We start from the raw sequence: 24,643 nt of genomic DNA, 5'->3' as shown, positions 1-24,643 counted from the left end.
ACAGTGAAATAAAGAGAGTACAATAAGCTATATATAATCAATGTTAATGGAGGAGAAACATGACTATACATTGTGATGTCGCTATTTTGGGTGGAGGAACCGGAGGGTATGTAGCAGCAATTCGCGCAGCTCAGCTCGGCAAGGAAGTGGTTATCATCGAAAAGGACAAGCTTGGCGGAACCTGTCTGCACCGAGGTTGTATACCAAGCAAGGCTTTGCTGCGCAGTGCGGAAGTATATGCAACGATTAAAGAAAGTGCGCAATATGGTATCGAGACATCGGGAGCACAGCTTGTATTTCCCAAGGTTCAGGAACGTAAGGAAGCCGTTGTGGAGCAGCTACACCAGGGCGTTCAATTTTTGATGCGTAAAAATAAAATTACGGTGCTGAGCGGTAAGGGACGCGTGATTGGACCGTCTATATTTTCTCCTAAAAGCGGAGCAGTGGCTGTGGAGCTAGAAGATGGTGAGATGGAGACGATTGTTCCTGCACATCTCATTATTGCAACAGGATCACGTCCGCGTGTGCTGCCTGGATTAGAGCCAGATGGCGAATTTATTCTGAGCAGTGACGAAGCATTGACTATGGAGAAGCTGCCAGCATCTCTGATTATCGTAGGTGGTGGTGTCATTGGCGTGGAATGGGCTTCCATGCTGAATGATTTTGGCGTGGAGGTTACAGTGGTTGAGGCCGCAAATCGACTTATTCCTACGGAGGACGAGGACGTTTCGCGTGAAATGCAGCGCTTGTTAACCAAGCGTGGTGTCAAGGTGCTGACGGGGGCACAAGTGTTGGCCGAAACCTATGGCAAGGATGAGGAAGGCGTACAGATTGACGTGCAAAAAGGAGAAGAAACCGAAACTCTCAGTGCTTCCAAACTGCTCATTTCTGTAGGTCGTCAGGCGAATGTGGAAAATATTGGGCTGGAAAATACAGATATCCGCGTGGAGCGTGGGTTTATCTCGGTTAATGAGCATTTGCAGACAAATGAGCCACATATCTACGCCATCGGGGATTGCATCGGCGGCTTACAACTGGCCCATGCAGCAAGTCATGAAGGTTTGCAGGCAGTTCATCATTTGGCGGGCGAAGAGTTTCACAGCGTACCCAACTATATGATTCCGCGGTGTATTTACACACGTCCTGAAGCCGCAAGCATCGGCTTGACGGAGCAAGAAGCCCGTGAACGTGGACACCAGGTGAAAACAGGGAAGTTCCCTTTCCAAGCGATCGGGAAATCGCTAGTATACGGTAGTCGGGACGGCTTCGTTAAAGTGGTGGCGGACCAGACAACTAATGATATTCTCGGTGTACATATGATCGGTACGCATGTAACGGATCTGATCAGTGAGGCCGCTCTTGCGCAATTGCTGGATGCTACGCCGTGGGAAGTCGGACAGCTTATTCATCCGCATCCAACGTTGTCGGAGATTTTGGGAGAAGCGATGCTGGCTGTTGATGGACAAGCGATAGGCATATAAACGTTTCAAATAAATCGGTACTTTTCTTTTTGGGGCGAAAAGGATTATAATGGGGTTAGTCAGAGTTTAGTACCAGGTTTTAAGACAAGATGGTACTAGGTGCTGAAAGTAGGATGTTTGACATTTAAGGAGGTGCCTCAATGAGTTCTAAAGGCGCTGTAGACGCTGGCTTCAGACATGAACAGCTGGGACTTACTCACGGACAAGTAATTGATATGTACAGATATATGTTGCTCGCAAGAAGATTTGACGAGCGCAACATGCTCCTGCAACGGGCAGGAAAAATTAACTTCCACGTTTCCGGTATTGGGCAGGAGGCGGCACAAGTAGGTGCAGCTTTTGCTTTAGATCGGGAAAAGGACTATTTCCTTCCCTATTACCGGGATTACGGATTCGTGCTTGCAGTCGGCATGACACCGCGCGAATTGATGTTGTCGGCATTTGCCAAGGCAGATGACCCTAATAGCGGCGGTCGCCAGATGCCGGGGCATTTTGGTAGTAAACGACTGCGTATTGTGACAGGCTCCAGCCCAGTGACCACACAGGTTCCACATGCAGTCGGTGTAGCGCTGGCCGCCAAGATGCAGAAAAAGGATTTTGTATCGTTTGTTACGTTTGGGGAAGGCTCCAGCAATCAGGGGGATTTTCACGAAGGCTGTAACTTTGCGGGTGTACAGAAGCTGCCAGTCATCATTATGTGCGAGAACAATCAATATGCGATATCGGTTCCGATTCATAAGCAGTTGGCAGGCAAGGTAAGCGACCGAGCATTGGGTTACGGATTCCCTGGTATTCGTGTCGATGGTAATGATGCGCTAGCGGTATATGCTGCGGTGAAGGAAGCACGTGAACGTGCTGTCCGCGGTGAAGGTCCTACGCTAATCGAAGCCATGATGTACCGTCTGTCCCCTCACTCCACTTCGGATAATGATCTGGCTTACCGGACCAAGGAGGAAGTGAATGAGAACTGGGCCAAGGATGGCGTAGCCCGCATGAAGAGTTACTTGATCGAATGCGGCATTTGGGATGAGGCCAAAGATGCAGATCTGTCGGCCGAACTGCTGCTCGAAGTCAAGGAAGCCATTGAATATGCAGATAATGCGCCTTTTCCTAAGCCCGAAGATACGCTACTGCATGTGTATGCTGATAGCGATGGGGAGGGTCGGTAATTATGGCGATGATGGAATATATTGATGCGATACGTCTTGCTATGAAGGAAGAAATGGAGCAGGATGAAACGGTTTTTGTATTAGGTGAGGACGTCGGCGTAAAAGGCGGTGTTTTTACAACGACTAAGGGGCTCATGGACCAATTCGGTGAGCAACGTGTCATGGATACACCATTGGCAGAGTCGGCGATTGCAGGGGTTGCAATTGGTGCGGCAATGTACGGAATGAAGCCGATTGCCGAAATGCAATATTCGGACTTCATGCTGCCAGCGACGAATCAGATTATTAGTGAAGCGGCTAAAATCCGCTACCGCTCCAACAACGATTGGAATTGCCCTGTGGTGATCCGCGCACCTATCGGTGGCGGTATTTTTGGTGGTTTGTATCACTCTCAGTGTCCGGAATCTATCTTTTTTGGTACACCGGGTCTGAAAATTGTTGCTCCATTTACACCTTATGACGCCAAAGGATTGCTGAAAGCAGCCATTCGTGACCCTGACCCAGTGCTGTTTTTTGAAAATAAAAAATCCTACAAGCTGATTAAGGGTGAAGTGCCTGAGGATGATTATATCGTTCCAATCGGCAAGGCTAATCTACTGCGTGAGGGTGACGATATTACGGTCATCGGTTATAGCCAGCCATTGCATTTTGTTATGCAGGCAGCTGAGGAATTGGAGAAGGAAGAGGGCATTACCGCACATGTTGTGGATTTGCGCACACTCCAGCCATTGGATCGCGAAGCCATTATCGAGGCTGCACGACATACAGGTAAGGTCTTAATCGTTCATGAGGACAACAAAACGGGCGGTATCGGTGCCGAGGTATCAGCTATTATTAATGAAGAGTGTCTGTTCGAACTGGATGCACCGATTGAGCGTCTGTGCGCTCCTGATGTGCCAGCCATGCCGATCAGTCCACCAATGGAGAAGTTTTATATGTTAAACAAGGATAAAGTGAAGGAAGCCATGCGCCGTCTCGCCATGTATTAATATAGAGCAGATTCGGGCGAAAGTATTCCAAAAGAGTAGTGGGGCAGCGATAAAACGCGCCCTTCTATGATGTTAAGGAGTTGAAAAAAATGTCAGACCAAACACAATGGAACGACGTGACCATGCCGCAATTGGCTGAATCACTCGTATCGGCAACAATTGCCAAATGGCTCAAACAACCTGGTGACACAGTAGAGCAATTTGAGCCAATTTGCGAGGTCATTACAGATAAAGTGAACGCTGAAATCCCATCCACATTGGATGGCATTATGGGTGACCTGTTGGCGGAGGAAGGTCAGACGGTAGCGGTAGGCGAGTTGATTTGCCGTATCCAGACGAAGTCGGCTGCACCTACAGCATCAACAGGAGGAGCGGCACCAGCGGCATCAGCATCTCAAGGCAACGTACAAGCACAATCCCAGCAGAGTGCTGGATCGGATCAGTCCATGCGCGGACGTTTTTCTCCAGCAGTTCAAACTCTGGCTGCTGAGCACAATGTGGACCTAAGCAGGGTGCCAGGCACAGGCATGGGGGGAAGAATTACTCGCAAAGACGTGCTGAATTTTGTTCAGCAGGGCGGCTCAGCTCCAACTGGAGTGACTGACCAAACGACTGGGACGACCCAAGGTCAAGGATCTCCTTTTGCAGGAATACAGCAGTCCGCCGCTCAGCATAGTGCACCAGTTCAAAATATGGACCCTACAATTCCGGTGCGCAACAGCGGCATTCATTTAACGGAAGCACCGAAAGTTCCTATGATTGAAGTTGAGGGTGGGAACAATAACAGATCCGAGTATTTTATTGATGTTACACCTATTCGTAGTGCAATTGCCCGTAATATGCGGCAAAGTGTTTCGGAGATTCCTCATGCCTGGACGACGATTGAAGTGGATGTGACCAATCTGGTGATGCTCCGCAACAAGATCAAAAACGAGTTCAAGCAAAAAGAAGGCATCAATATTACGTATCTGGCTTTTCTCATGAAAGCAGTCGTGAATGCAATCAAAGAATATCCGATCATGAATTCGGTGTGGGCAGTCGATAAAATTATCATCAAAAGAGACATCAATATTTCGTTGGCCGTAGGCACGGAAGACTCCGTTCTTACTCCTGTTATTAAAAAAGCCGACCAAAAAAATATTGCTGGTTTAGCTCGTGAAATTGACGATTTGGCACGTAAAACTCGCGAAGGTACACTCAAACTGGACGACATGCAGGGTGGAACGTTCACCGTCAACAACACCGGTTCCTTTGGTTCCATTTTATCTTATCCGGTGATTAACTATCCGCAGGCTGCAATTCTTACCTTTGAATCCATTGTTAAAAGACCAGTGGTTATTGATGATATGATTGCGGTGCGCTCGATGGCTAATCTGTGTCTGTCGCTGGATCATCGTATTTTAGACGGAGTGATTTGCGGACGATTCCTGCAACGGGTTAAAGAAAATCTAGAAGGCTACACCTTAGATACGAAGCTGTACTAATCATCCGAACAGTTAGGTAAATGGACGGAGAGGAAGTGACAGGCCGTGAACAGACGACCGCTTGATGTAACCTATACGAATAGGATGGAATATGCCCATGCTTGGGATGTCCAGAAGGAGATTGTGGGAAAGCTGGATGCGGGGGAGGCGAGAGAAACGCTTATGCTTCTCCAGCATCCGCCAACCTACACCATTGGTTCCCAGAGGCATCCTGAGCATCTGCTCCTCACACCAGAGCAGCTGAAAGAGCAGGGCATCAGCGTCTTTCAGATTGATCGTGGGGGAGACATTACATATCATGGACCAGGGCAACTTGTCGGATATCCCTTACTTGTGCTTGGAAACCGAGAGGCGTTAAATCTGCACGGATACCTTCGAAGTTTGGAAGAAGTGATCATTCAGTTGCTGGCATCTTATGGGATTGAAGGGAGTCGTAAGCCTGAATATACGGGGGTATGGATCGGGAATCTTAAAATTGCGGCCATTGGTGTCAAATTTAACAAGTGTAAGCACCGTCGGGGCTTCGTAACCAGCCATGGCTTTGCCTTTAACATCAAGTCAGGAATACAGCATGAAGGTTTTGAAGGCATTGTTCCATGCGGAATTCAGGAATACGGTGTGACATCATTAGAGGACTGTACACAGCAGTCTTTTTCGGTAGAGCAGATTGCGAGGGAAATTGTGCCGTACTTTGAACAGCAATTTTCATTTGCTGCGCAATGGCAGACGCATTCCTTCCAATAAAAGGTCAGGCGGGCAATTGTGTGATTGACACGGGAGCCCGCCTGTTTGTTTGCTTGTGCAGCAGCTCGTCCACACATAGCTTGTAACGGATCTTGGGTAGCCCAAACTTGAGCGGTGTAGTTGTTATAGTGGCATAATAAACGGCTCAATCACCATGAACAGCGTAGAACCAATCATAGCTGCGAGCATAACGTAGACGAAAAAACGAACCCATTTTTTGTTAGACATGTGTAACTCCTTTAGGATAGGTTTAAGTCATAGATAAGAACATCTATCCGTATTGTAACGTAATCGGGAAAGAGAGGAAAGTTTAATGACAGTAGAGATAGTAAAAGATCGAATCGTACAGGAATTTATGGAACTCGTACAGGTGGACAGTGAAACAAAGCATGAACAGGAAATATCACGTGTTCTGAAAGAAAAGTTTAATGCACTTGGACTGGAAGTCGTAGAAGACGATTCCCGCGAAAGAACGGGACATGGTTCGGGTAATTTGATTGTTACCTGGAAAGCGGAAGGTGTGGAGCAAGCACCCAAAATATTTTTTACCTGTCACATGGATACCGTAACTCCAGGTAAGGGTATCAAGCCGCAGTTGGGTGAGGATGGCTGGATTCGCAGTGATGGTTCGACAATTTTGGGTTCGGACGACAAGGCTGGGATTGCTGCTTTGTTCGAGGCGATTCGTGTCGTGCGCGAGCAGAACATTCCCCATGGTCAAATTCAGTTCGTGATTACGGCTGGAGAGGAATCTGGTTTGATGGGTGCACGGGCGATGAAGCCGGAAGTGCTGGATTCTGACTTCGGATACGCTTTGGATTCGAACGGTGAGGTGGGTTCTATTTGTATAGCTGCTCCCACACAGGCACGTATTGAGATGAGAATTACTGGGAAGTCTGCACATGCGGGAGTCAATCCTGAAGACGGCATCAGTGCCATTCAAGTCGCTTCTAAAGCAATTTCTAAAATGAAATTGGGACGCATTGACAAGGAGACGACCGCTAACATCGGCAGTTTCGAAGGCGGCGGCGCGACGAATGTGGTCTGCGATTTTGTATTGATCCGTGCGGAGGCTCGCAGTATTGTACAGGAAAAGGTTAATCATCAAATTCAGCATATGCGTGAAGCGCTCGAAACCACTACGCGTGAATTTGGTGCCCAGGGAGAGTTCCGTAGTGAAGTCATCTATCCAGCATTCAGCTTTACGGAGCATGATGAAGTTGTACAGGTTGCTCAGCGTGCTATTCAAGGGCTGGGACTGGCAACATCAACCTTCCATTCGGGTGGCGGCTCAGATGCTAATGTATTCAACGGGCTTGGAATTCCAACGGTGAATTTGGCGGTGGGCTACCAGAACATCCACACAACAGAGGAAAAGATCAAGGCCGATGATCTAGTGAAGGTTGCTGAAGTAGTCGTAGCTCTGATCCAAGAAACTACAAAGTAAGACTTACTTTTTACATCTACAATATACGATAAAGGGTTCAGGCTAAAGAAAGGAACGGTGTTCCTCCTTTAGATCTGAACCTTTTTTGGAACAATTAGCGAAGCAATAGTAGCTGTAGGTCCATATTCCTTTTGCCATTGACGCAGGAGGGCTTGAATCTGCCATGCTTTGCCGACGATATGGAGAGTGGTTTCAGTCCGGTAGCTTTTCATGTTCTGAAATCTCCTTATAACAGAAGTTTTGATATACTACCCCCAGCATATGTTCCAAGTGGACAAGTTAGACTAATGTTGGAGATAATTAATAATGAAAGAAAGATAGAAGACGAAGGAGGAAACATGCCTGATGAACGACCAAACGAACGAACAAGTGAACAATCCAACAAGCCATGCACTTCGCAAGCCTTATTCCAATCCTGCGCTGGAGGAAAAGACCGTATCCACACAGCCTATCTTTGAAGGAAAGGTCATTACGGTACAGGTAGACACGGTAGAGCTTCCCGACGGCTCAACTGGAAAGCGTGAAATCGTCAAGCATCCAGGTGCAGTGGCAATTTTGGCTCTGCACGAGGGGAAAATGCTGGTGGTGGACCAGTACAGACAAGCTATGGGGCGCTGTGAGGTTGAAATCCCCGCAGGCAAGCTGGAGCGAGGTGAAGACCCGATGGAAGCAGCGGGACGTGAATTGAGAGAAGAAACAGGCTATACAGCCAAATCGTTGAAGTTGCTTCACTCTTTTTATACTTCTCCTGGCTTTGCGGATGAAATCATACATTTGTATGTGGCCGAAGAACTGGAGCGAGGTGAGATGGAACCAGATGAGGATGAATTTCTGGAGCTATTTGAGGTGACGCTGGAAGAAGCACACACACTTATTCGTGAAGGGCGCATTAGTGATGCCAAAACGATTCTGGCCGTCTATGCGTGGCAACTTCGCCAACAAACAGGGAGCTTCTAAGCGGATGGACACCAATATAATAGAACTTAACAACTACTTTGCAGACCTGCATATTCATATTGGCAGAACGGAGAAAGGAGCTCCAGTCAAAATTAGTGGTAGCCGTGACCTAACGTTTGCCAATATAGCCAAGGAAGCCTCCGGTCGCAAAGGGATTGGGCTCATTGGGATTATTGACTGCCATGCGCCTAATGTACAGGAGGATATTCGTCGCTATTTGCATACAGGTGAAATGGAAGAAATCAGCGGTGGTGGTATCGCATACAGGGATACAGTGATTCTACTTGGCACGGAGCTGGAAATACGGGCTGAAGGTCGTCCCGAAGCACACGTACTGGCCTATTTTCCTGATCTGGCGGCGATGGAGGATTTTACCCAATGGCTGACGAAGCATATGAAAAATGTCAATCTCAGCTCACAACGGATCTACGCACCGCCACGTGAGTTGCAGCAGCAAATTTACGGACGTGGAGGCATTATGGTGCCTGCGCACGTGTTCACTCCGCATAAGGGCATTTATGGCAGTTCTGCAGCCCGTATGGAGGAACTGCTGGATATGGAGTTCATTAGTGGGGTGGAACTGGGGCTGAGCGCAGATTCATCTATGGCAGGCTTGATTTCGGAACTGGATCGCTTCAGCTTCCTCACGAATTCAGATGCCCATTCACTTGGGAAAATTGGACGAGAATACAACAAATTATCACTGGCGAAGCCGAGTTTTGATGAATTCAGGATGGCTTTGGAGCGACGTGAAGGACGACGGGTGTGTGCCAACTACGGTTTGAATCCCAAACTTGGAAAATACCATCGCTCTTACTGTCAGAGCTGCGGTACGATTATTGATGAGCAACAGATGGCGGACGAACGCTGCCCTAACTGTGGCCATACCAAGCTGGTGCGGGGTGTGCTTGATCGAATCTGGAGCATCGCCGACCGTGAACAGCCCGTAATTCCCTCCCACCGTCCTCCGTACATTTACCAGATTCCGCTGGAATTTATTCCAGGCTTGGGTAAAGCCAAGCTGAACCAGCTGTTAGCAGCCTTCGGAACAGAAATGAATATTTTACATGAGGTTACGCAGGAGGAACTGTCAGGGGTCGTCGGTAAAGTGTTGGCAGAGCAGATTGTGCTTTCACGCGAAGGACGCCTGGCGCTTGTATCCGGTGGTGGTGGAACATACGGAAAAATAGCAAAATCCTAGTAAAGTGTCCTAGTCAAGTCTTGTCTCCGTAAAAGGCATATCAGCGTCTGCTTGTTCATAACCATAAAATATCTCTGCCGTTGGCTTGGTGCATCATTCGTGATGTTAGATTTGCAGCGGAAGCTGCCCCATTCTAGCCATCAGCCGTCGGATTACGGTTGTTTTTTGGACAAACAAGCAGATGAAAGGGGCAGGACTCGATGCAATGGTTTCGTCATACGTTAAAGGACCAGACGTCATATTACGTTTTCTTGGCTGTGCTGTTTCTTGTAGGAGTTGTTTTTGGCGCACTCATGGTAAATGCACTCTCCCTAGAACAGTTACAGGATTTGTCCCGTTACCTGAAGGATTTTTTTGTGACGGTCAACCAAAACAAGCAGGGCTTTGCTGATTCGCAGGCGGCCTCAACCTTTTGGGACAGCGTATCTCTACATCTTAAATGGGTGGGCCTCATTTGGGTATGCGGGCTTTCGGTCATTGGACTCCCAGGTATTCTTGTGCTGAATTTTCTCAAGGGTGTGCTGATCGGATTTTCTGTAGGTTATATGGTAGGGCAATATTCGTGGAAAGGACTATTATTTTCATTGGTTTCCGTTGCCCCACATAACCTGCTCGTGATTCCGATACTGCTCGTCTGTAGTGTGGCTGCGATGACTTTTTCCATCCATATGATCAAAACCAAAATACTTGCTACTCGGCCATCAGACGGGATGTTGCGTCCGTTGCTTTCTTACGCAGGATTGACTGCTGTGATGATGGTGCTGCTTATCGGCAGCGCGTCCTTTGAAACTTGGGTCACCCCGGTTATGATGCAATGGGTCACTCCTATGCTGACGGCTTCCGTGACATCTTGATCTCATTTCAAAATGTTTGACTTTATTTGTATAGACCCCCTATAATAATAGGAGTGAAAAAAAGTGCAGTAGGCAGTAGCTTTGCAGGGGGAGGGAGACACATGGAAGCACGGATCGAAAAAATTAAGCAGCAGCTGCAATCCCAGGGCTACAAACTAACGCCTCAGCGGGAAGCCACCGTCAGAGTTTTACTTGAGAACGAAGATGATCATCTGAGTGCGGAAGATGTATTTATGCTCGTCAAAGAGAAAGCTCCCGAAATCGGTCTGGCAACCGTATACCGTACCCTAGAACTGCTAAGTGAACTGCATGTCGTGGAGAAAATTAATTTTGGCGATGGCGTTGCGCGGTATGATTTGCGCGGCGATACAACCAAACATCACCACCACCATTTGATATGTGTGCAGTGCGGCAGTGTAGATGAAATACTGGAAGATTGGCTTGGACCGTTAGAGGAGCGTTTGGAACGGGAATATAATTTTACTGTAGTGGACCATCGTTTGGACTTCCACGGTATTTGTTATCGTTGTAAGGCGAAGAACGATACGACCGCCCAAAAATCCTTGGGTAAAACCAAGAAAAACAAATCACAGGATTAATAAGCTGACTACCCAAGCTCTCACCGACGAAGACGCGTTCGGGAGAGCTTTTTTGGTTCGGAATTTGCTGTATGGGATCATGTGGTATAAAACAGAATAGCTTGTCATACCCTTCCATAGAGAGCCCTAAATAGGGACTACATTTTGGGAAAAGGCGGCTGATCCACATGGTACTATCATTGCGGAGAGGACTACAATGGCTGCGCTTGCTGATCTTGTTTGGGGTGTTGGCATGTATGTTCTTTTATAGCCTCAGGCTGTTTACAGATTGGATATCACCTGTAGATCATTACCGAATACCGGAAGGACATGCAGTTAAGGTATTTGGCGGACAAACAGTGAATGATGGGTCCGAGCAACGAGTAGCGGTGTTGGAACGTTTACGTTTCTTTTATTGGTATGGTGAGTAGTTTATGTAATCATCTTAGTGAGATGATGATATGAAGGTCGCACACGAAGAAGCAGGCGCAACAACGGAATCGCTGTATGCAGGACAAGGAGAGTTTTGGAACTCATGAAAATGTATATTCAACCTTTCGTTCAATATATGGAAGAGGAGAAGGGTTTGTCACGCAGCACATTGGAAGCGTATCAACGGGACGTACAGCAGTTTACTGAGTTTGCAGAAAGCTGTGGACTTGAGCAGCCAGATAATGTACAGCGGTCACATCTGTTGCTGTATTTGGGGCGTCTGAAGGAACAGGGAAAAGCCGCGGCGACAATTTCACGTAGCGTCGCCTCTATACGCTCCTTTTTTCATTTTCTCATTCGGGAGGGAATCGCGATCCATGATCCTTCCGTTCTGGTGGAACTGCCCAAAGCCGCTAAAAAGAAGCCCTCGGTGTTAACGCAGGATGAAATAGATCGTTTACTGGCAGCGCCGGATGTGAGTGCCCCGCAAGGGGGACGAGATAAGGCGATGCTAGAGTTGCTGTACGCGACGGGCATCCGCGTATCAGAGCTGATTGCCCTGAACGTCTGTGATGTGCGCATCGATTTGCGCTTTGTGCACTGTGGCGGCGAGGCGGGCAAGGAGCGCGTTGTACCGATCAGTCGTGAGGCATCAAAGTGGGCACAAGCCTACTTGGACGAGCAGCGTCCAGCGTTGCTACGACCCGGGCAGGGTGAAGAGGCTCAAGCAGAGCAGGAAGCCTTGTTCTTGAATGTATCAGGTCAGCGGCTCAGTAGACAGGGCTTTTGGAAAATAATTAAGAAGTACGCTCAGGAAGCAGGCATAAGCAAGGATATCACGCCCCATACGCTGCGACACTCCTTTGCGGTACATATGCTGGAGGGCGGAGCGGACTTACGCTCTGTACAGGAAATGCTGGGTCATGCTGATCTGTCAACGACGCAGGTATATGCGCAGACAGCTAGACGGAACATGAAGGAAGTATATGAAATGCATCACCCGCACGGTGGTAACCGCACTTCTCATGAAAGCAATGATTAAACGTAACGTCGCTTTGCTGTCATAGAAAATGTGATAATGACTATAACTTTACGATTGTACAAGTCAGGAGAGATATTTATGTCAACAGCCAACCAAGCTACAATTCAGGAAGCAGCAGACTATATCCGTGCTAAGAGCGGAATAAGCCCAGAGATTGGTCTTATTCTGGGATCGGGCCTCGGTATATTGGCCGATTTGATTCAAGATGGAGTTAGTATTCCTTATCAGGATATTCCCCATTTTCCCGTATCAACGGTAGAAGGCCACGAGGGGGAGTTACTGTTAGGCACAATTGAAGGTCGCGCTGTTGTCATGATGAAGGGGCGCTTTCATATGTATGAGGGCTACGGTCCACAGCTGACAGCTTTCCCTGTTCGGGTAATGAAGCAACTGGGGATTCAAAGCCTGCTGGTGACGAATGCCGCAGGTGGTGTAAATACTTCCTACAAAGCAGGCGATCTGATGGTCATCTCGGATCATCTGAATTTGACCGGACAAAATCCGTTGATTGGCCCGAACGATGCTGCTCTGGGTGTTCGTTTCCCAGATATGTCGGAGGCGTACAGCCGCCGCTTACGTGAAATTGCCAAACAAACGGCTACCCAACAAGGCTTCAGCCTGCAGGAAGGTGTATATGCCGGATTGCTGGGACCCAACTATGAGACGCCTGCTGAAATCGTTATGCTGCGTACACTGGGAGCAGACGCAGTAGGGATGTCGACCGTGTCTGAAGTTATTGTAGCTCGTCATGCGGGGATTGAGGTACTAGGCTTCTCCTGTATCACCAATATGGCTGCAGGCATTCTCGACCAGCCTTTGTCTCATGGTGAAGTGATGGAGACGGCAGAGAAGGTACGTGAACAATTTTTGAAATTGGTACTGGCGATTATTCCACAAATGTAGATGGAGTATACTTTTCCATTCGAAACGGTGGGCATCTCCAAAGAACCCCATATCCGAGCGTCTTTTAATGGCGTGGGATACGGGGTTCTTTTTACATACCATGGTTGAGCTGAGTATGATCGCCTAGTGAAGAGGGCGTGTGCTCCAAGTAGCTGTATTCGCTTTTTCTGCTACAGTTAGTCTATGTCGCTCTTGCACCTTGATCACAATGACCATGAAAATAATCCAGTAAATGGCTAATGAATTTAGAAAACGGCTATCCGTTATATTGTTCAATACGATGAACAGGAAAAAAACAGCTGCCGTCAGCCATGTATACATATCTGTTTTGCCGATTCTGATTTTAAATAAGGTAGTTACGACGAGTATAACCGTTGCGAGTAGTCCTATAAGACCCACATCAATCCACAGATCTCGAAAGCCGCTATGGCTGCTTGTCAGATCAAAGCGGATGCCGTTCGCATAAATGCTGGGCCGGGCTGCCCAGAAGGAGCCATACCCATGTCCGAACCAGTAGTGGCTCTGAATAGCACCATCAATTCCCTGCCAAATTTCCGTTCTTCCGGTTAAGGTTGTTGTTTTTCCGAATTCCGAGGCAATCGCATCTCCATAGGTAAAGGTAAGTGCCAAACCCAACAGAACAAGTAAGCAGGAACAGCTAACAAAGAACCCCCGCAACGCGATGCTTCGAATTCTTTTGAATAACAATATAAATAAAATAAATACGAAGAGTGAAGATGTCAGCACCAATGAGGTGGTAGACTGGCATTCGATGAGCAATAAGGCATTGAGTAAGATGAAGCCAATATGTAAGGCTTTGCGTGTGCCCCTGAAAAAATATATGACATGTGAAACAAAACTTAACAGCGAGAGGGTTCCAAGTGTATTTTTATGACCGGAGATTCCCTTCCACAGTCCAGTATGCTCTACACCGCCATGAATGGCAAAGGAAGGAACGAGTAAGACGGCAAGTAGATTGAGTACGCTCAGGATACTTAATGTAACGACTAAGAGGCGTATGCAGCCCTGTGCTGTATAATGGGTGACCAGATAGAATCCAAAGGTAGAGAAGGCAAGAAATTTAACAACCATTAGTACAGAAGAAGTTTGCTCTTGTTCAGCCCATAAACAGGAAGCGGCGATGTACATCATAAGTAAGGTCAGCAACGGATTATCAGCTAGGATTGCGATTAATGACTTGAGTGAAGGCAGAAGCATGGTGTAGCTGAACAACAAGATAAGCAGGGAAATCGTGATCACTCTGGGAGACAAACCCTGACAGGCAAAGGGAATCGAGAAAGCCAGTAAACCGGCTACTGTGAGTATGTGTTTCACGGTTTCACCGCCTTGATACGTTATGTATCTATAATATACAAAATGTATCTTCTTGTACAATCATAATAAAATATTTATTTTCATTTTTCGCGACCTAGAGCAAGCCTTATTGTGCATATACTCAGTCCATGCTAAGAAAATGAAGAATTCTTCGGTATAGTCTGAAAGTATTTTCACGTTTTTAACAATGGGGGTGTTTGGGTGGCGGATTTTACAGACCGTTTGAAGTTGAATTTGAGTGGAACGGGCAAAGAGTTAACGCCTCAGCAATTAAATGACAATTTTAAAGCCATTGAAAAAGAATTCATGGAACGCAGTGTAAACGTAAGCTGGTTTGGAGCTGCTGGTGATGGTATTCAGGACGACACGGCAGCTTTGCAAGAATTGATTAACAAGACTCCCGATTACTCCATTCTTCACATCCCCAGTGGTCGATACAAAATAACATCTACCCTTCAGATTCGCAAGCAGGGTGTGCGCATTTTTGGGATTCATAAGGGCAGATACCGACAGGGTAAGGGAGTTACTTCGATTGAATATTATGGTACGGGTCCTTGTTTCCAAATTGGAGACGAAAGTCTGCCATCGTTTAGTGGCTTTCAAAATGTGCAGTTCCATGACTTATCGATCCGGTACGAAGGGACCGACAGAGCCACCTTAAATAATCCGTTTTCGCAGTCAGTGAAGCGCGGGTATTATGGCAAAGGGACTATGGGCATTCAGGACTGGAAGGGCGGCGGCGTTGTCCTGGATAACGTGTTGATTGAGCATTTTGAAACGGCTTTTTGGGGCTATGAAAGTGATGTGAACTTATTTAAATGCACGGAGATAAATTACAATAAAATAGGAATTCACTTGCAGAACAGAAGTTCACAGTTTACAAGCATTGCGCTTTTTACGCTTGGGAACGATACGGCGCTGGATCTGAATAGTTCTAACGGGGCGAGATTCATGGCTAGTCAGCACATTAAGGATGGGAGCTCCAGTGATATTCCCATTTTAATAAATGATTTTATGAATGCAGAATTTTTAGGCTGCTGGTTCGAAGGACTAAGCAGAGAACACAAGATGACAGTACCTTCTTTTATTCAAATTGGTGCTACGAAAGAAACCAAAAATGTTGCCCTGCGCGACTCTATTTTGGCGATAGCAGACAAATACGATGACACCCAATCGGTGTGCAATTATTTTGTGGATGTGGTCATTGGTAAAAAAGTTTTGGTGGACGAGGTGGGCGGATATCCTCGTAATCTCAAACAGCTTATTTGTTTCTCTGGCAGCTCCTCCACACAACAGGTGACACTTCGCTCCCATTTGGATTTTAGCTATAGCAATAATCGTTATGACGAGAATCATGGGACAGGGCAAGCTTTGTTGCTCGTAGAAAAATATTCGAATAACGGTATAGAACATTTGAATGAAACCTTTGTCAAAGCCTATCTTGGTTCAAGGCAAAATATCCCTGCAGGTAGCTGGCAGAAAGTAAGGTTTAATCAAATCAATCATGATGAGTTGACCGAATTCGATGGTTCGAATAGCCGATGGCGAGCCAAGCGAGCTGGGAAATACAGAATACAAGTCTACATTTCGACCGATCCCCAAGTAGATGGTAACCGGACACGGCTGGCACTTCACTTGAATGATGAGCAGCTTACCGGAAGTTCTGCCTATGCTTATCTCGATGACAGGGTGATTGGCGGACTGAACTATGGTGCATTGAGTGGAGCAATGGAACTTAGACTCGAAGCGAATTCTTTTATTGATATACGGGTGTTTAGTCAAAATGCAGTGGATATTTTACCGGGTGGGGGTATTACATATCTTACCGTTAGCCGGATTTAGACGATTTTTATAGGTCATTTTTACAGACGATAGATGTTGTGTCGTATATATATCGGGAAATACGCACCATGCTGGCTCAGCTTGGTGCTATTTGATGTTTTTATTCATATGGAATATTTTTCTTTCATTCTGACGACAATGGTTAGCAGCACGCGAATAGACCGGAGAGATCAGTAAATGGGCTCCGGCTCTTTACGCCAATATGTTGAGGAGGGGACCGATTGTGAAGAAAAAAGTGGTGGCGTTCATCCTGGCTTGTCTGGTAGCCTTGACTGCCGTCCCTGTCGGCGGTTGGGCCGAAGAAAGCAGACCTGAAAGCAAAACCAAAGTAGGATCAGCAGCTGAGCTGGCTCCCGAGGCCCTTTCGGCGATCTTGATGGATGCAGATACAGGCACAGTCATCTATGAAAAAAACAGTCGTGAAAAGCTTCCTCCAGCAAGCATCACTAAGATCATGACGATGCTGCTAACAATGGAGGCCATTCATGATGGCAAGCTTAAGCTGACCGATAAAGTACGGGCCAGTGAGTATGCGTCTTCAATGGGAGGCTCGCAAATTTTCTTAGAGCCGGGAGAAGAAATGACGGTTGATGAGATGCTGAAGGGAATTGCGATGGCTTCGGGCAACGACGCCTCTGTAGCGATGGCTGAGAAAATTGCAGGTTCTGAACAGGCTTTTGTCGAGATGATGAACGCCAAGGTGCAGCAGCTTGGACTCAAAGATACGCATTTTGCCAATTGTAACGGTTTACCCGTAGAAAATCACTATTCCTCTGCGCATGATATTGCGGTTATGAGCCGGGAACTGTTGAAATATCCGCACATTACGAAATATACGGGAGCCTATCAGGACTATTTGCGCAAATCCTCGGTCAAGCCCTTTTGGCTGGTGAATACGAATAAGCTTGTTCGCTTCTATACCGGAGCAGATGGTCTGAAAACGGGCTATACGTCAGAAGCAAAGTTCTGTCTTTCCGCTACGGCGAAGCGTGATGGCTTACGTGTCGTAGCTGTCGTACTTGGTGAGCCGAACACGAAGATACGCAATAATGAGGTTTCTTCCATGTTCGACTATGCATTTTCTCAATATACAATGAAATCCATATATAAGCCAGGCGAAAAGCTGGGCAGTGTAAAAGTTGAAAAAGGTGTATTGCCAGAGCTGGAAATTCAGGCTGACCGTTCTTACAGTGTGCTGGTGAAAAAAGGCGGCAACAAACAAACGCTGCGTCACGAGCTACAGTTGACCCCAAGCCTTAAAGCTCCTGTCCGGGTGGGTGACCCCGTTGGTAAGCTGGTCGTCTATCAGAATGGACAACGTCTTAAGGAGTTTAATATCACTTCGCCTGTGGCTATCGAGAAGGCCGGCTGGTGGAAATTGTTTAAACGTACCATGTCGAACCTATTTTCTTTGTAGATTTAACGGGGTTTTCTTCTAGTTTTGTCGGAGGGCAGGAATCGTCTGCGACTACGTAGAAATCCTTGTCCAAGACCGGGAGGAGAGTGAGTAAGCATGAACCTGCAAATTGAAATGGAGCATCACCGGGGAGTACTTATTGTAAGGCTGTCTGGTGAACTTGATCACCATACGTCGGATATGGTCCGTATGCAAATGGATGAGGCGATTCAGCGCCGGCAATGCGAGCATATCGTGCTCAGTCTGAAGAATCTTCAGTTTATGGATAGTTCCGGCCTTGGCGTTATCTTGGGACGATACAAACTGATCAAGCAAAAGGGCGGGAAAATGGCAGTCTGTGATGTCAATCCGCCGGTACATCGACTGCTGGATATGTCAGGCTTGTTTAAAATCATGCCCATTTATGACAACGAGGTAAATGCGCTCACGGAACTGGAGGTTGTGTCATGAGAGAAGGCACGGGGAACAATTTCATGAGCTTGCAGTTTGCCGCCAAATCGGAAAATGAAGCATTTGCCCGCGTGGCTGTGGCAGCCTTTATTTCCAGGCTTGATCCTACAATGGATGAGCTTAGCGATTTGAAGACCGTCGTGTCTGAAGCGGTGACAAACAGTATTATTCACGGCTATGACAGTGATCCGTCAGGTGTCGTAACGATTAAAGTCGGAATTGAAGCGGACGTGATCACGTTGGTCGTTGAGGACGCAGGACGGGGAATTGAGGATCTGGAGCTGGCCAAGCAGCCTCTCTATACGTCCAAGCCTGAATTGGAACGTTCTGGCATGGGCTTTACGATTATGGAAAATTTCATGGATGAGTTCGAAGCAGTCAGTGAGCCGGGCGGAGGCACGTCGGTCCGGATGAAGAAAAGGATTGAATCCAAGAAAGCTTTATATAATTAGGAGTTGATCCTATGGAAGCAGGAGGAAAAAAAACTTCGCACAGCTATTTGGAGGATACAGAAGTCAAGCGGCTTATCGCACTGAGTCAATCTGGTGATAATGATGCTCGTGAGACACTGGTCAATAGTAATATCCGGCTCGTCTGGTCTGTCGTGCAGCGCTTTATGAACCGGGGGTATGAACCTGACGATCTTTTTCAAATTGGTTGCATCGGATTGTTAAAATCGGTGGATAAATTCGATCTCAGCTACGAAGTCAAATTTTCAACATATGCAGTACCAATGATTATTGGTGAGATTCAACGCTTCCTTCGAGACGATGGTACACTCAAGGTTAGCCGTTCCTTGAAGGAAACAGCCAATAAGGTCCGCAAAATGAAGGACGAGCTGTCCAAACGGCTCAATCGCCTGCCTACAGTCAAGGAGGTTGCTGATGAGCTGGGAGTGACACCGGAGGATGTTGTTTTTGCGCAGGAGGCCAATAAGCCACCTACCTCCATTCACGAAACAGTGTTTGAAAATGACGGAGACCCGATTACACTTATGGATCAGATTGCCGACGAATCGCAGGAAAGATGGTTCGACAAGCTGGCGCTGAATGAGGCCATTGACGGATTATCTGAACGGGAGCGATTGATTGTGTACCTGCGTTATTACCGGGATCAGACTCAGTCAGAGGTTGCAAGTCGTCTTGGCATTTCTCAGGTGCAGGTATCACGATTGGAAAAAAAGATTTTACAACTGATCCGCGATCAGATTGCCCAATAATGAAGACAGGATTTTAGTGAGTGAAATCCTTATACTAACGCATTCTAAAGAGTATTCCAAAGCCATTTTAATGGCCAGGAGTACTCTTTTTTGCGTGTGACAAAAGACAACACACAGAATAGGTTTGCTTGCTTCGCCCCATACTAATCGGTAATTACGAGGATAAGGAGGGAATCGGATGAATCATAGTCCGGCTCCTATTGTCTACTTGCGGCTCCGCAGCCGTGTGCGTATGATCCAAGGGCAGGATTTACATTTGGGCGATGTAGCCCACCTGCTGACGGAGCCCGAATGGGAAAAGGATCTGCTTGAGCTTGTTCTCAAGCGGCCGCAGAAGCAGGACGGTAACCTAATACTGGTGGACATGCTACAAATCATATCAAAAATTAGAGATCATATTCCGGGAGTCGTAGTTGAATCTCTCGGGAAACCGCATGTACTTGTGGAACTCGTGGAAAGACCCCGTAAGCCATCCAAAATACTGTTCGTGTTAGTATGGTTGCTGCTGTTTTTTGGCTCTGCGCTGACGATTATGAACTTTCATGCTGACGTTAGCATGATGGAGGTACAGGTTCGGATTGTGGAGATGATTACGGGACAAAAGGATGAGCATCCGTACTTGTTCCAAATTGCTTACTCGATCGGCATTGGCTTTGGCATGATCGTATTTTTTAATCACTTGTTCAAGAAAAAATGGAATGAGGAGCCGACCCCCCTGGAGGTGGAAATGTATCTGTATCAGGAAAATGTGGATCAGTATGTTGTGGCAGAGGAGTATGAAAAGATGGCTCGTTTGCAGACAAAGGATAAGAAACCATGATATTTGTACAGGCTGCACTTCAGATTATTTTGGGTATCGCTGGGGGGCTGGCGGTAGGTAGCGGTGTGATTGCTTTTTTTATTGTGCTGGATATCATGCCGCGATTAGCACAACTCACCCGGACGTATAAAAAATCACGTGCATACGAAAAGGCGATGATTTTAGGTTCAGTGGTGGGAACCGTGGCCGATTTTTGGAACATTTGCTTGCCATTACCGGGCATGTTTACATGGATACCCGGGCTATTTTGCGGAGTGTTTATTGGCTTGCTCGCCGCGGCTCTAACAGAGGTGCTGAATCTCCTGCCCATACTGGCCAAGCGACTCCATATGACTGTATACATGTTCGGTCTGTTAATGGCAATGGTGCTTGGCAAGGTAACGGGTTCCTTATTTGATTGGTTTGTATACAACCGTTAATAGCGAAGAAGAAGGGGGCAAGAGATATGGATCACAGAACGGATCAGGATCAGCAGGAGCATTATCATGGAGACGGAGCAATAGGAAAGGAAAATAAGACTGATGGGGAAAGTTCGGGCTCCTGGAAGCAAAAGCAGGAGCAGGAAGCCGCTCGTCTTAAGCACAAAAAAGAAAGCGAGCGTTCTGATAATGTAGAGGAATCCATTCGTTATTGGCAGGTTGAGGATGATATTTCTCCAAAGATGAAGGAAAATCGTGAAACTCTTAAAATGGTATTGGGTTTGGGAGAGACCTTTGATGTTGTGTTCAGGGAAATGACAACAGGTGGCCGCCATATTGGGTATCTGTTCCTGAATACCTTTGCCAAGGATCAGATCATGCTTGAGGTGCTAAAGCGGCTTACCTATCTGACGCCGGATGACATGACTTCAGCTGGACTCCAAGCGTATTTTGAAAATTTTATTCCACATATACAGGTGGAGAAGACGGATAAGATGTCCGTCGTCATAAACAAGGTGTTGACGGGAATGAGTGCTCTCTTCATGGAAGGCGAGCGTTTTTCTGTTATTCTGGATACTCGTAATTACCCGGTACGGAGTCCAGAAGAACCTTCCTTGGAGAGAGTCGTGCGCGGTGCACGCGATGGTTTTACGGAAACGATGCTTACGAATGTAGGTTTAGTGCGTCGGCGTTTGCGAGACCCCGGACTTAAATTTGAGGCTATGCAGGTCGGACGCCGAACCCGAACAGATGTATGCTTGGGCTACATTGATGATATTGTGGATAAGGTCATGGTGGATACGGTACGAGACAAAATTAAAAATGTTAATCTGGATGGTATTCCTCTGGCCGATAAGCAATTAGAGGAGACAATTATCAATAAAGGTTGGAATCCATATCCATTAGTACGATATTCAGAGCGACCAGATGTTGTGGCTTCGCATATTATGGAAGGAAGGCTCGTTATTTTCGTTGATACCTCACCCAGCGTAATGATTTTGCCTACCACATTTTTTGACCTGTGCCAGCATGCAGAAGAGAATCGGCAAACCGCTTTTATGGGTAGCTATCTGCGCTGGGTACGTTTTATAGGCATATTTGCCTCGATGTTTCTGCTTCCGATGTGGCTGCTAATGGTTATCAATCCTGAATTAAAACCGGCGTTTCTCGATTTTATCGGCCCTCAAAAGGAAGCACATTTTCCGCTGATTGCCCAGTTTATCATTGTGGAACTAGGGGTCGATCTTATGCGAATGGCAGCTGTGCATACCCCGACACCACTGGCTTCCGCTATGGGATTGATTGCAGCCATTCTGGTTGGTGATATAGCGGTTAAGACAGGACTGTTCGTAAATGAAGTCGTATTGTACATGGCTGTTGCTGCCATAGGGATGTTCGCAACACCGAGCTATGAGCTGGGACTCGCGAATAGACTGATTCGACTATTCCTGCTGGTTGCTGTTGCTATTTTTCACGTACCAGGCTTTGTCGTCGGCACGACACTGATCATTTTGATGCTGACGCTGCATCGGTCATATAATTCTTCGTATTTGTGGCCGTTCATTCCTTTTAATGCTAAAGCGTTAGCTTCCATCTTGTTCCGTATGCCTGTACTTGATGCGCCTAACCGCCCGTCATTTAATAAAACGAGGGACAATACGCGTATGCCCCATACGGATGCCAACACAGATTCGAACTCAGGCAATGGACAGGAGCATTAATATAAATGATCTGCATAAAAATCCATTGTTCTTGATGTTTTTTTTGCTATACTGGTGTAAACATTCGATGGAATATGACTAGCTTGTTCCAGAAAGAGAGGCGCCAGAACATGTATTTGCATGGAAGCAGTAAAATTAACAGCAATGGACATTTGGAGATTGGTGGATGTGATACCACGCTTTTGAAAGAGCGTTTTGGCACGCCGCTATATATTGTAGACGAACAGTTAGTCCGCCGGCGTTGCCGGGAATTTATAGAAGCATTTCGTGAGACCGGTTTAAAGTTTCAAGTGGCTTATGCAAGCAAAGCATTTTGTGTTATGGCCATGTGCGCTTTAGCTGCTGAAGAAGGAATGTCGCTTGACGTTGTTTCCAGCGGAGAGCTGTTTACAGCGCTCCAAGCAGGATTTCCGGCAGAACGAATCCATTTTCATGGCAATAACAAGACGCCGGAAGAAATTGAAATGGCGTTAGAGGCGCACATTGGCTGCTTCGTCGTTGATAGCAAGATGGAATTGCATTTGTTACAGGCTCTCGCCTCTGAAAAAGGACAACAGGTCAATATTTTACTGCGGGTTACGCCGGGGGTTGAAGCGCATACGCATGAATATATGGCCACAGGTCAAGAAGATTCAAAATTTGGCTTTGACATTGCGAATGGTACAGCCCGTCAAGCGGTGGAACAGGCTATCAAGCTGGATCATCTTAATCTGCTGGGAGTACATTCTCATATCGGTTCGCAAATCTTCGAAGTCAATGGCTTCCAAATGGCTGCCGAGCGGGTCGCAGCTTTTTGCAGAGAGATTAAGGAGCAGCTTCAGTTTTCCTTCAAGGTGATTAATCTTGGTGGTGGATTTGGCATCCGTTATACAGAGGAGGACACACCGCTGAAACTATCCACCTATGTACAGGCTATCGGCGAAGCGGTGAAAACTCATTTTTCAGGACTTTACGATGAGCTTCCAGAAATTTGGATTGAGCCGGGACGAAGTATTGTAGGTGATTCAGGTACAACCTTGTATACGGTAGGAAGCATCAAGGATATTCCGCAGGTTCGTAAATATGTTTCCGTAGACGGCGGAATGACAGATAATCCACGTCCTGCACTGTATCAGGCCAAGTATGAAGCGATGCTGGCTAATCGAGCACAAGATGCGAACGAAGAGACAGTGTCTATTGCAGGCAAATGCTGTGAAAGCGGCGATATGCTTATTTGGGATGTAGAACTGCCTCGCCCGAATAGCGGAGACTTGCTCGCTGTAGCCTCAACCGGAGCTTATAATTACTCCATGGCGAGCAATTATAACCGGATACGCCGACCAGCAGTTGTATTTGTCAACAACGGTGAGGCTGAGCTGGTAGTGCGTCGGGAAACCTACGAGGATATTGTTCGCAACGATGTTTTGCCACAGCGCTTGGTTCGTGATCAAGCCAGCTCAGTGGTTCAGCCCAATGCCAAGATTACGGTTTCGTCCTGATTGTGGAATTCTAAAATCAAGCAGGCCATTGCATCGGTAAGAATGACCGGGGACAATGGCCCCTTTTTTTGGACAAGGCTTTGCTAAGCGCGCCAATTCATAGTAAACTGGAACTTGATGTTATTTAGTTCTCAAAACAGGTTGAAAAGGAGATACAAACAATGAAAAAAGGTAGAATAGATCTTGAAAACGGCGGTATCGTCGAAATTGACTTTTTCCCAGAAGAAGCTCCAAACACCGTTGCTAACTTTGAAAAGCTGGCAAACAGCGGTTACTACAATGGTTTGAGCTTCCACCGCGTCATCCCGGGCTTTGTTGCTCAAGGTGGTTGTCCGATCGGTAATGGTACAGGCGGTCCTGGCTACACCATTGACTGTGAAACAGCTACGAATACAACCAAGCATGCCAAAGGCGTTCTGTCCATGGCTCATGCAGGTCGCAACACAGGTGGCAGCCAATTCTTTATTTGCTACGCTCCACAGCCGCATTTAGATGGAGTACATACTGTATTTGGTAAAGTAACCAAAGGTATGGAATTCATTGATGCTGTAAAACAAGGCGACAAAATGAAAGAGGTTAAAGTATTTGACGTGTAATTTACACATTACATGCATGATTTGAATTCCTTTAAATAGCGTTGCACCTAAGCCGTTCTGTCTTT

General features: G+C 46.8%; 26 protein-coding genes. 23 read left to right on the top strand and 3 right to left on the bottom strand.

Going from position 1 to position 24,643, the window contains the following annotated elements:
* Window positions 1–59: 59 nt before the first annotated feature.
* The 5 genes from lpdA (at window position 60) to lipB (ending at window position 5,867) form a co-directional block, all read left to right on the top strand.
* Window positions 60–1,481 (top strand): dihydrolipoyl dehydrogenase, encoded by a 1,422-nt coding sequence (gene lpdA, locus HFD99_RS01085; RefSeq protein ID WP_123797347.1) that lies wholly within the window; start codon window positions 60–62, stop codon window positions 1,479–1,481.
* Between the two features lie 140 nt (window positions 1,482–1,621).
* Window positions 1,622–2,650 carry a thiamine pyrophosphate-dependent dehydrogenase E1 component subunit alpha gene (locus HFD99_RS01080; protein WP_123797346.1) on the top strand — a complete coding sequence of 343 codons (1,029 nt, stop codon included), beginning with the start codon at window positions 1,622–1,624 and terminating at the stop codon, window positions 2,648–2,650.
* Between the two features lie 2 nt (window positions 2,651–2,652).
* Window positions 2,653–3,639: an alpha-ketoacid dehydrogenase subunit beta gene (locus HFD99_RS01075; protein ID WP_016822271.1), complete on the top strand. Its 987-nt coding sequence runs from the start codon at window positions 2,653–2,655 to the stop codon at window positions 3,637–3,639.
* 89 nt (window positions 3,640–3,728) lie between these two features.
* Window positions 3,729–5,123, top strand: a complete 1,395-nt coding sequence (locus tag HFD99_RS01070; protein ID WP_025365153.1) for a dihydrolipoamide acetyltransferase family protein — start codon at window positions 3,729–3,731, stop codon at window positions 5,121–5,123.
* 45 nt (window positions 5,124–5,168) lie between these two features.
* The gene (lipB, locus tag HFD99_RS01065) at window positions 5,169–5,867 is read left to right on the top strand and encodes a lipoyl(octanoyl) transferase LipB (protein WP_016822269.1); all 699 of its coding nucleotides are present in this window, start codon (window positions 5,169–5,171) and stop codon (window positions 5,865–5,867) included.
* A gap of 123 nt (window positions 5,868–5,990) precedes the next feature.
* Here the strand turns inward: lipB and prli42 are convergent, their stop codons facing one another.
* On the bottom strand, window positions 5,991–6,095 hold the full coding sequence (gene prli42, locus HFD99_RS01060; RefSeq protein ID WP_016822268.1) for a stressosome-associated protein Prli42: 105 nt from the start codon (window positions 6,093–6,095) through the stop codon (window positions 5,991–5,993).
* Between the two features lie 85 nt (window positions 6,096–6,180).
* Here prli42 and HFD99_RS01055 point away from each other — a divergent pair, with 85 nt between their 5' ends.
* Entirely contained in the window at window positions 6,181–7,314 is a 1,134-nt protein-coding gene (locus HFD99_RS01055; protein WP_016822267.1) for a tripeptidase T, read from the top strand.
* A gap of 68 nt (window positions 7,315–7,382) precedes the next feature.
* Here HFD99_RS01055 and mciZ read toward each other — a convergent pair whose 3' ends face one another.
* Entirely contained in the window at window positions 7,383–7,526 is a 144-nt protein-coding gene (gene mciZ, locus HFD99_RS01050; RefSeq protein ID WP_016822266.1) for a Z-ring formation inhibitor MciZ, read from the bottom strand.
* A gap of 133 nt (window positions 7,527–7,659) precedes the next feature.
* Here mciZ and HFD99_RS01045 point away from each other — a divergent pair, with 133 nt between their 5' ends.
* The 7 genes from HFD99_RS01045 to HFD99_RS01015 all read left to right on the top strand — a co-directional run bounded on the left by HFD99_RS01045 (window position 7,660) and on the right by HFD99_RS01015 (window position 13,281).
* Complete coding sequence (locus HFD99_RS01045; RefSeq protein WP_016822265.1) at window positions 7,660–8,271, top strand: NUDIX domain-containing protein; 612 nt, start codon at window positions 7,660–7,662, stop codon at window positions 8,269–8,271.
* A gap of 4 nt (window positions 8,272–8,275) precedes the next feature.
* Entirely contained in the window at window positions 8,276–9,472 is a 1,197-nt protein-coding gene (locus HFD99_RS01040) for an endonuclease Q family protein (protein ID WP_031461684.1), read from the top strand.
* A gap of 200 nt (window positions 9,473–9,672) precedes the next feature.
* Window positions 9,673–10,326, top strand: coding sequence for a stage II sporulation protein M (spoIIM, locus tag HFD99_RS01035; protein WP_016822263.1), 654 nt, complete (start codon window positions 9,673–9,675; stop codon window positions 10,324–10,326).
* Between the two features lie 101 nt (window positions 10,327–10,427).
* Window positions 10,428–10,925: a ferric iron uptake transcriptional regulator gene (fur, locus tag HFD99_RS01030; RefSeq protein ID WP_016822262.1), complete on the top strand. Its 498-nt coding sequence runs from the start codon at window positions 10,428–10,430 to the stop codon at window positions 10,923–10,925.
* 167 nt (window positions 10,926–11,092) lie between these two features.
* Window positions 11,093–11,335, top strand: a complete 243-nt coding sequence (locus HFD99_RS01025) for a YqzK family protein (RefSeq protein WP_017427515.1) — start codon at window positions 11,093–11,095, stop codon at window positions 11,333–11,335.
* Window positions 11,336–11,439: 104 nt separating this feature from the next.
* The gene (xerD, locus tag HFD99_RS01020; protein WP_017427516.1) at window positions 11,440–12,378 is read left to right on the top strand and encodes a site-specific tyrosine recombinase XerD; all 939 of its coding nucleotides are present in this window, start codon (window positions 11,440–11,442) and stop codon (window positions 12,376–12,378) included.
* A 78-nt stretch (window positions 12,379–12,456) separates the two neighbouring features.
* The gene (locus HFD99_RS01015) at window positions 12,457–13,281 is read left to right on the top strand and encodes a purine-nucleoside phosphorylase (RefSeq protein ID WP_016822259.1); all 825 of its coding nucleotides are present in this window, start codon (window positions 12,457–12,459) and stop codon (window positions 13,279–13,281) included.
* Between the two features lie 123 nt (window positions 13,282–13,404).
* Here HFD99_RS01015 and HFD99_RS01010 read toward each other — a convergent pair whose 3' ends face one another.
* Entirely contained in the window at window positions 13,405–14,616 is a 1,212-nt protein-coding gene (locus HFD99_RS01010; protein WP_045244454.1) for an O-antigen ligase family protein, read from the bottom strand.
* A 201-nt stretch (window positions 14,617–14,817) separates the two neighbouring features.
* Here HFD99_RS01010 and HFD99_RS01005 point away from each other — a divergent pair, with 201 nt between their 5' ends.
* The 10 genes from HFD99_RS01005 to HFD99_RS00960 all read left to right on the top strand — a co-directional run bounded on the left by HFD99_RS01005 (window position 14,818) and on the right by HFD99_RS00960 (window position 24,578).
* Window positions 14,818–16,458, top strand: coding sequence for a glycosyl hydrolase family 28-related protein (locus tag HFD99_RS01005; RefSeq protein WP_025365147.1), 1,641 nt, complete (start codon window positions 14,818–14,820; stop codon window positions 16,456–16,458).
* 223 nt (window positions 16,459–16,681) lie between these two features.
* Window positions 16,682–17,875 carry a D-alanyl-D-alanine carboxypeptidase family protein gene (locus tag HFD99_RS01000; RefSeq protein ID WP_016822256.1) on the top strand — a complete coding sequence of 398 codons (1,194 nt, stop codon included), beginning with the start codon at window positions 16,682–16,684 and terminating at the stop codon, window positions 17,873–17,875.
* 96 nt (window positions 17,876–17,971) lie between these two features.
* Window positions 17,972–18,325, top strand: a complete 354-nt coding sequence (gene spoIIAA / locus HFD99_RS00995) for an anti-sigma F factor antagonist (protein ID WP_016822255.1) — start codon at window positions 17,972–17,974, stop codon at window positions 18,323–18,325.
* Window positions 18,322–18,777, top strand: a complete 456-nt coding sequence (gene spoIIAB / locus HFD99_RS00990) for an anti-sigma F factor (RefSeq protein ID WP_013310781.1) — start codon at window positions 18,322–18,324, stop codon at window positions 18,775–18,777. The genes spoIIAA and spoIIAB overlap by 4 nt, the downstream gene beginning before the upstream one ends.
* An 11-nt stretch (window positions 18,778–18,788) precedes the next feature.
* Complete coding sequence (sigF, locus tag HFD99_RS00985) at window positions 18,789–19,544, top strand: RNA polymerase sporulation sigma factor SigF (protein WP_013371734.1); 756 nt, start codon at window positions 18,789–18,791, stop codon at window positions 19,542–19,544.
* Window positions 19,545–19,722: 178 nt separating this feature from the next.
* Complete coding sequence (locus HFD99_RS00980) at window positions 19,723–20,364, top strand: stage V sporulation protein AA (protein ID WP_016822253.1); 642 nt, start codon at window positions 19,723–19,725, stop codon at window positions 20,362–20,364.
* Window positions 20,361–20,783 carry a stage V sporulation protein AB gene (locus HFD99_RS00975; RefSeq protein ID WP_016822252.1) on the top strand — a complete coding sequence of 141 codons (423 nt, stop codon included), beginning with the start codon at window positions 20,361–20,363 and terminating at the stop codon, window positions 20,781–20,783. The genes HFD99_RS00980 and HFD99_RS00975 overlap by 4 nt, the downstream gene beginning before the upstream one ends.
* A gap of 26 nt (window positions 20,784–20,809) precedes the next feature.
* Window positions 20,810–22,504, top strand: a complete 1,695-nt coding sequence (locus HFD99_RS00970) for a spore germination protein (protein ID WP_045244455.1) — start codon at window positions 20,810–20,812, stop codon at window positions 22,502–22,504.
* Window positions 22,505–22,614: 110 nt separating this feature from the next.
* A complete protein-coding gene (gene lysA / locus HFD99_RS00965; protein WP_016822250.1) occupies window positions 22,615–23,982 on the top strand; it encodes a diaminopimelate decarboxylase in 1,368 nt (455 codons plus the stop codon).
* Between the two features lie 161 nt (window positions 23,983–24,143).
* Window positions 24,144–24,578: a peptidylprolyl isomerase gene (locus tag HFD99_RS00960; protein WP_013310775.1), complete on the top strand. Its 435-nt coding sequence runs from the start codon at window positions 24,144–24,146 to the stop codon at window positions 24,576–24,578.
* Window positions 24,579–24,643 lie beyond the last annotated feature (65 nt).

Origin of the sequence: Paenibacillus sp. EKM301P (assembly GCF_011800295.1) — a bacterium.
In the GTDB taxonomy this organism is placed as follows: domain Bacteria; phylum Bacillota; class Bacilli; order Paenibacillales; family Paenibacillaceae; genus Paenibacillus; species Paenibacillus polymyxa.
Note: the sequence above shows the minus strand (reverse complement) of the source record. Positions and strands in the feature narration are given on the sequence as shown.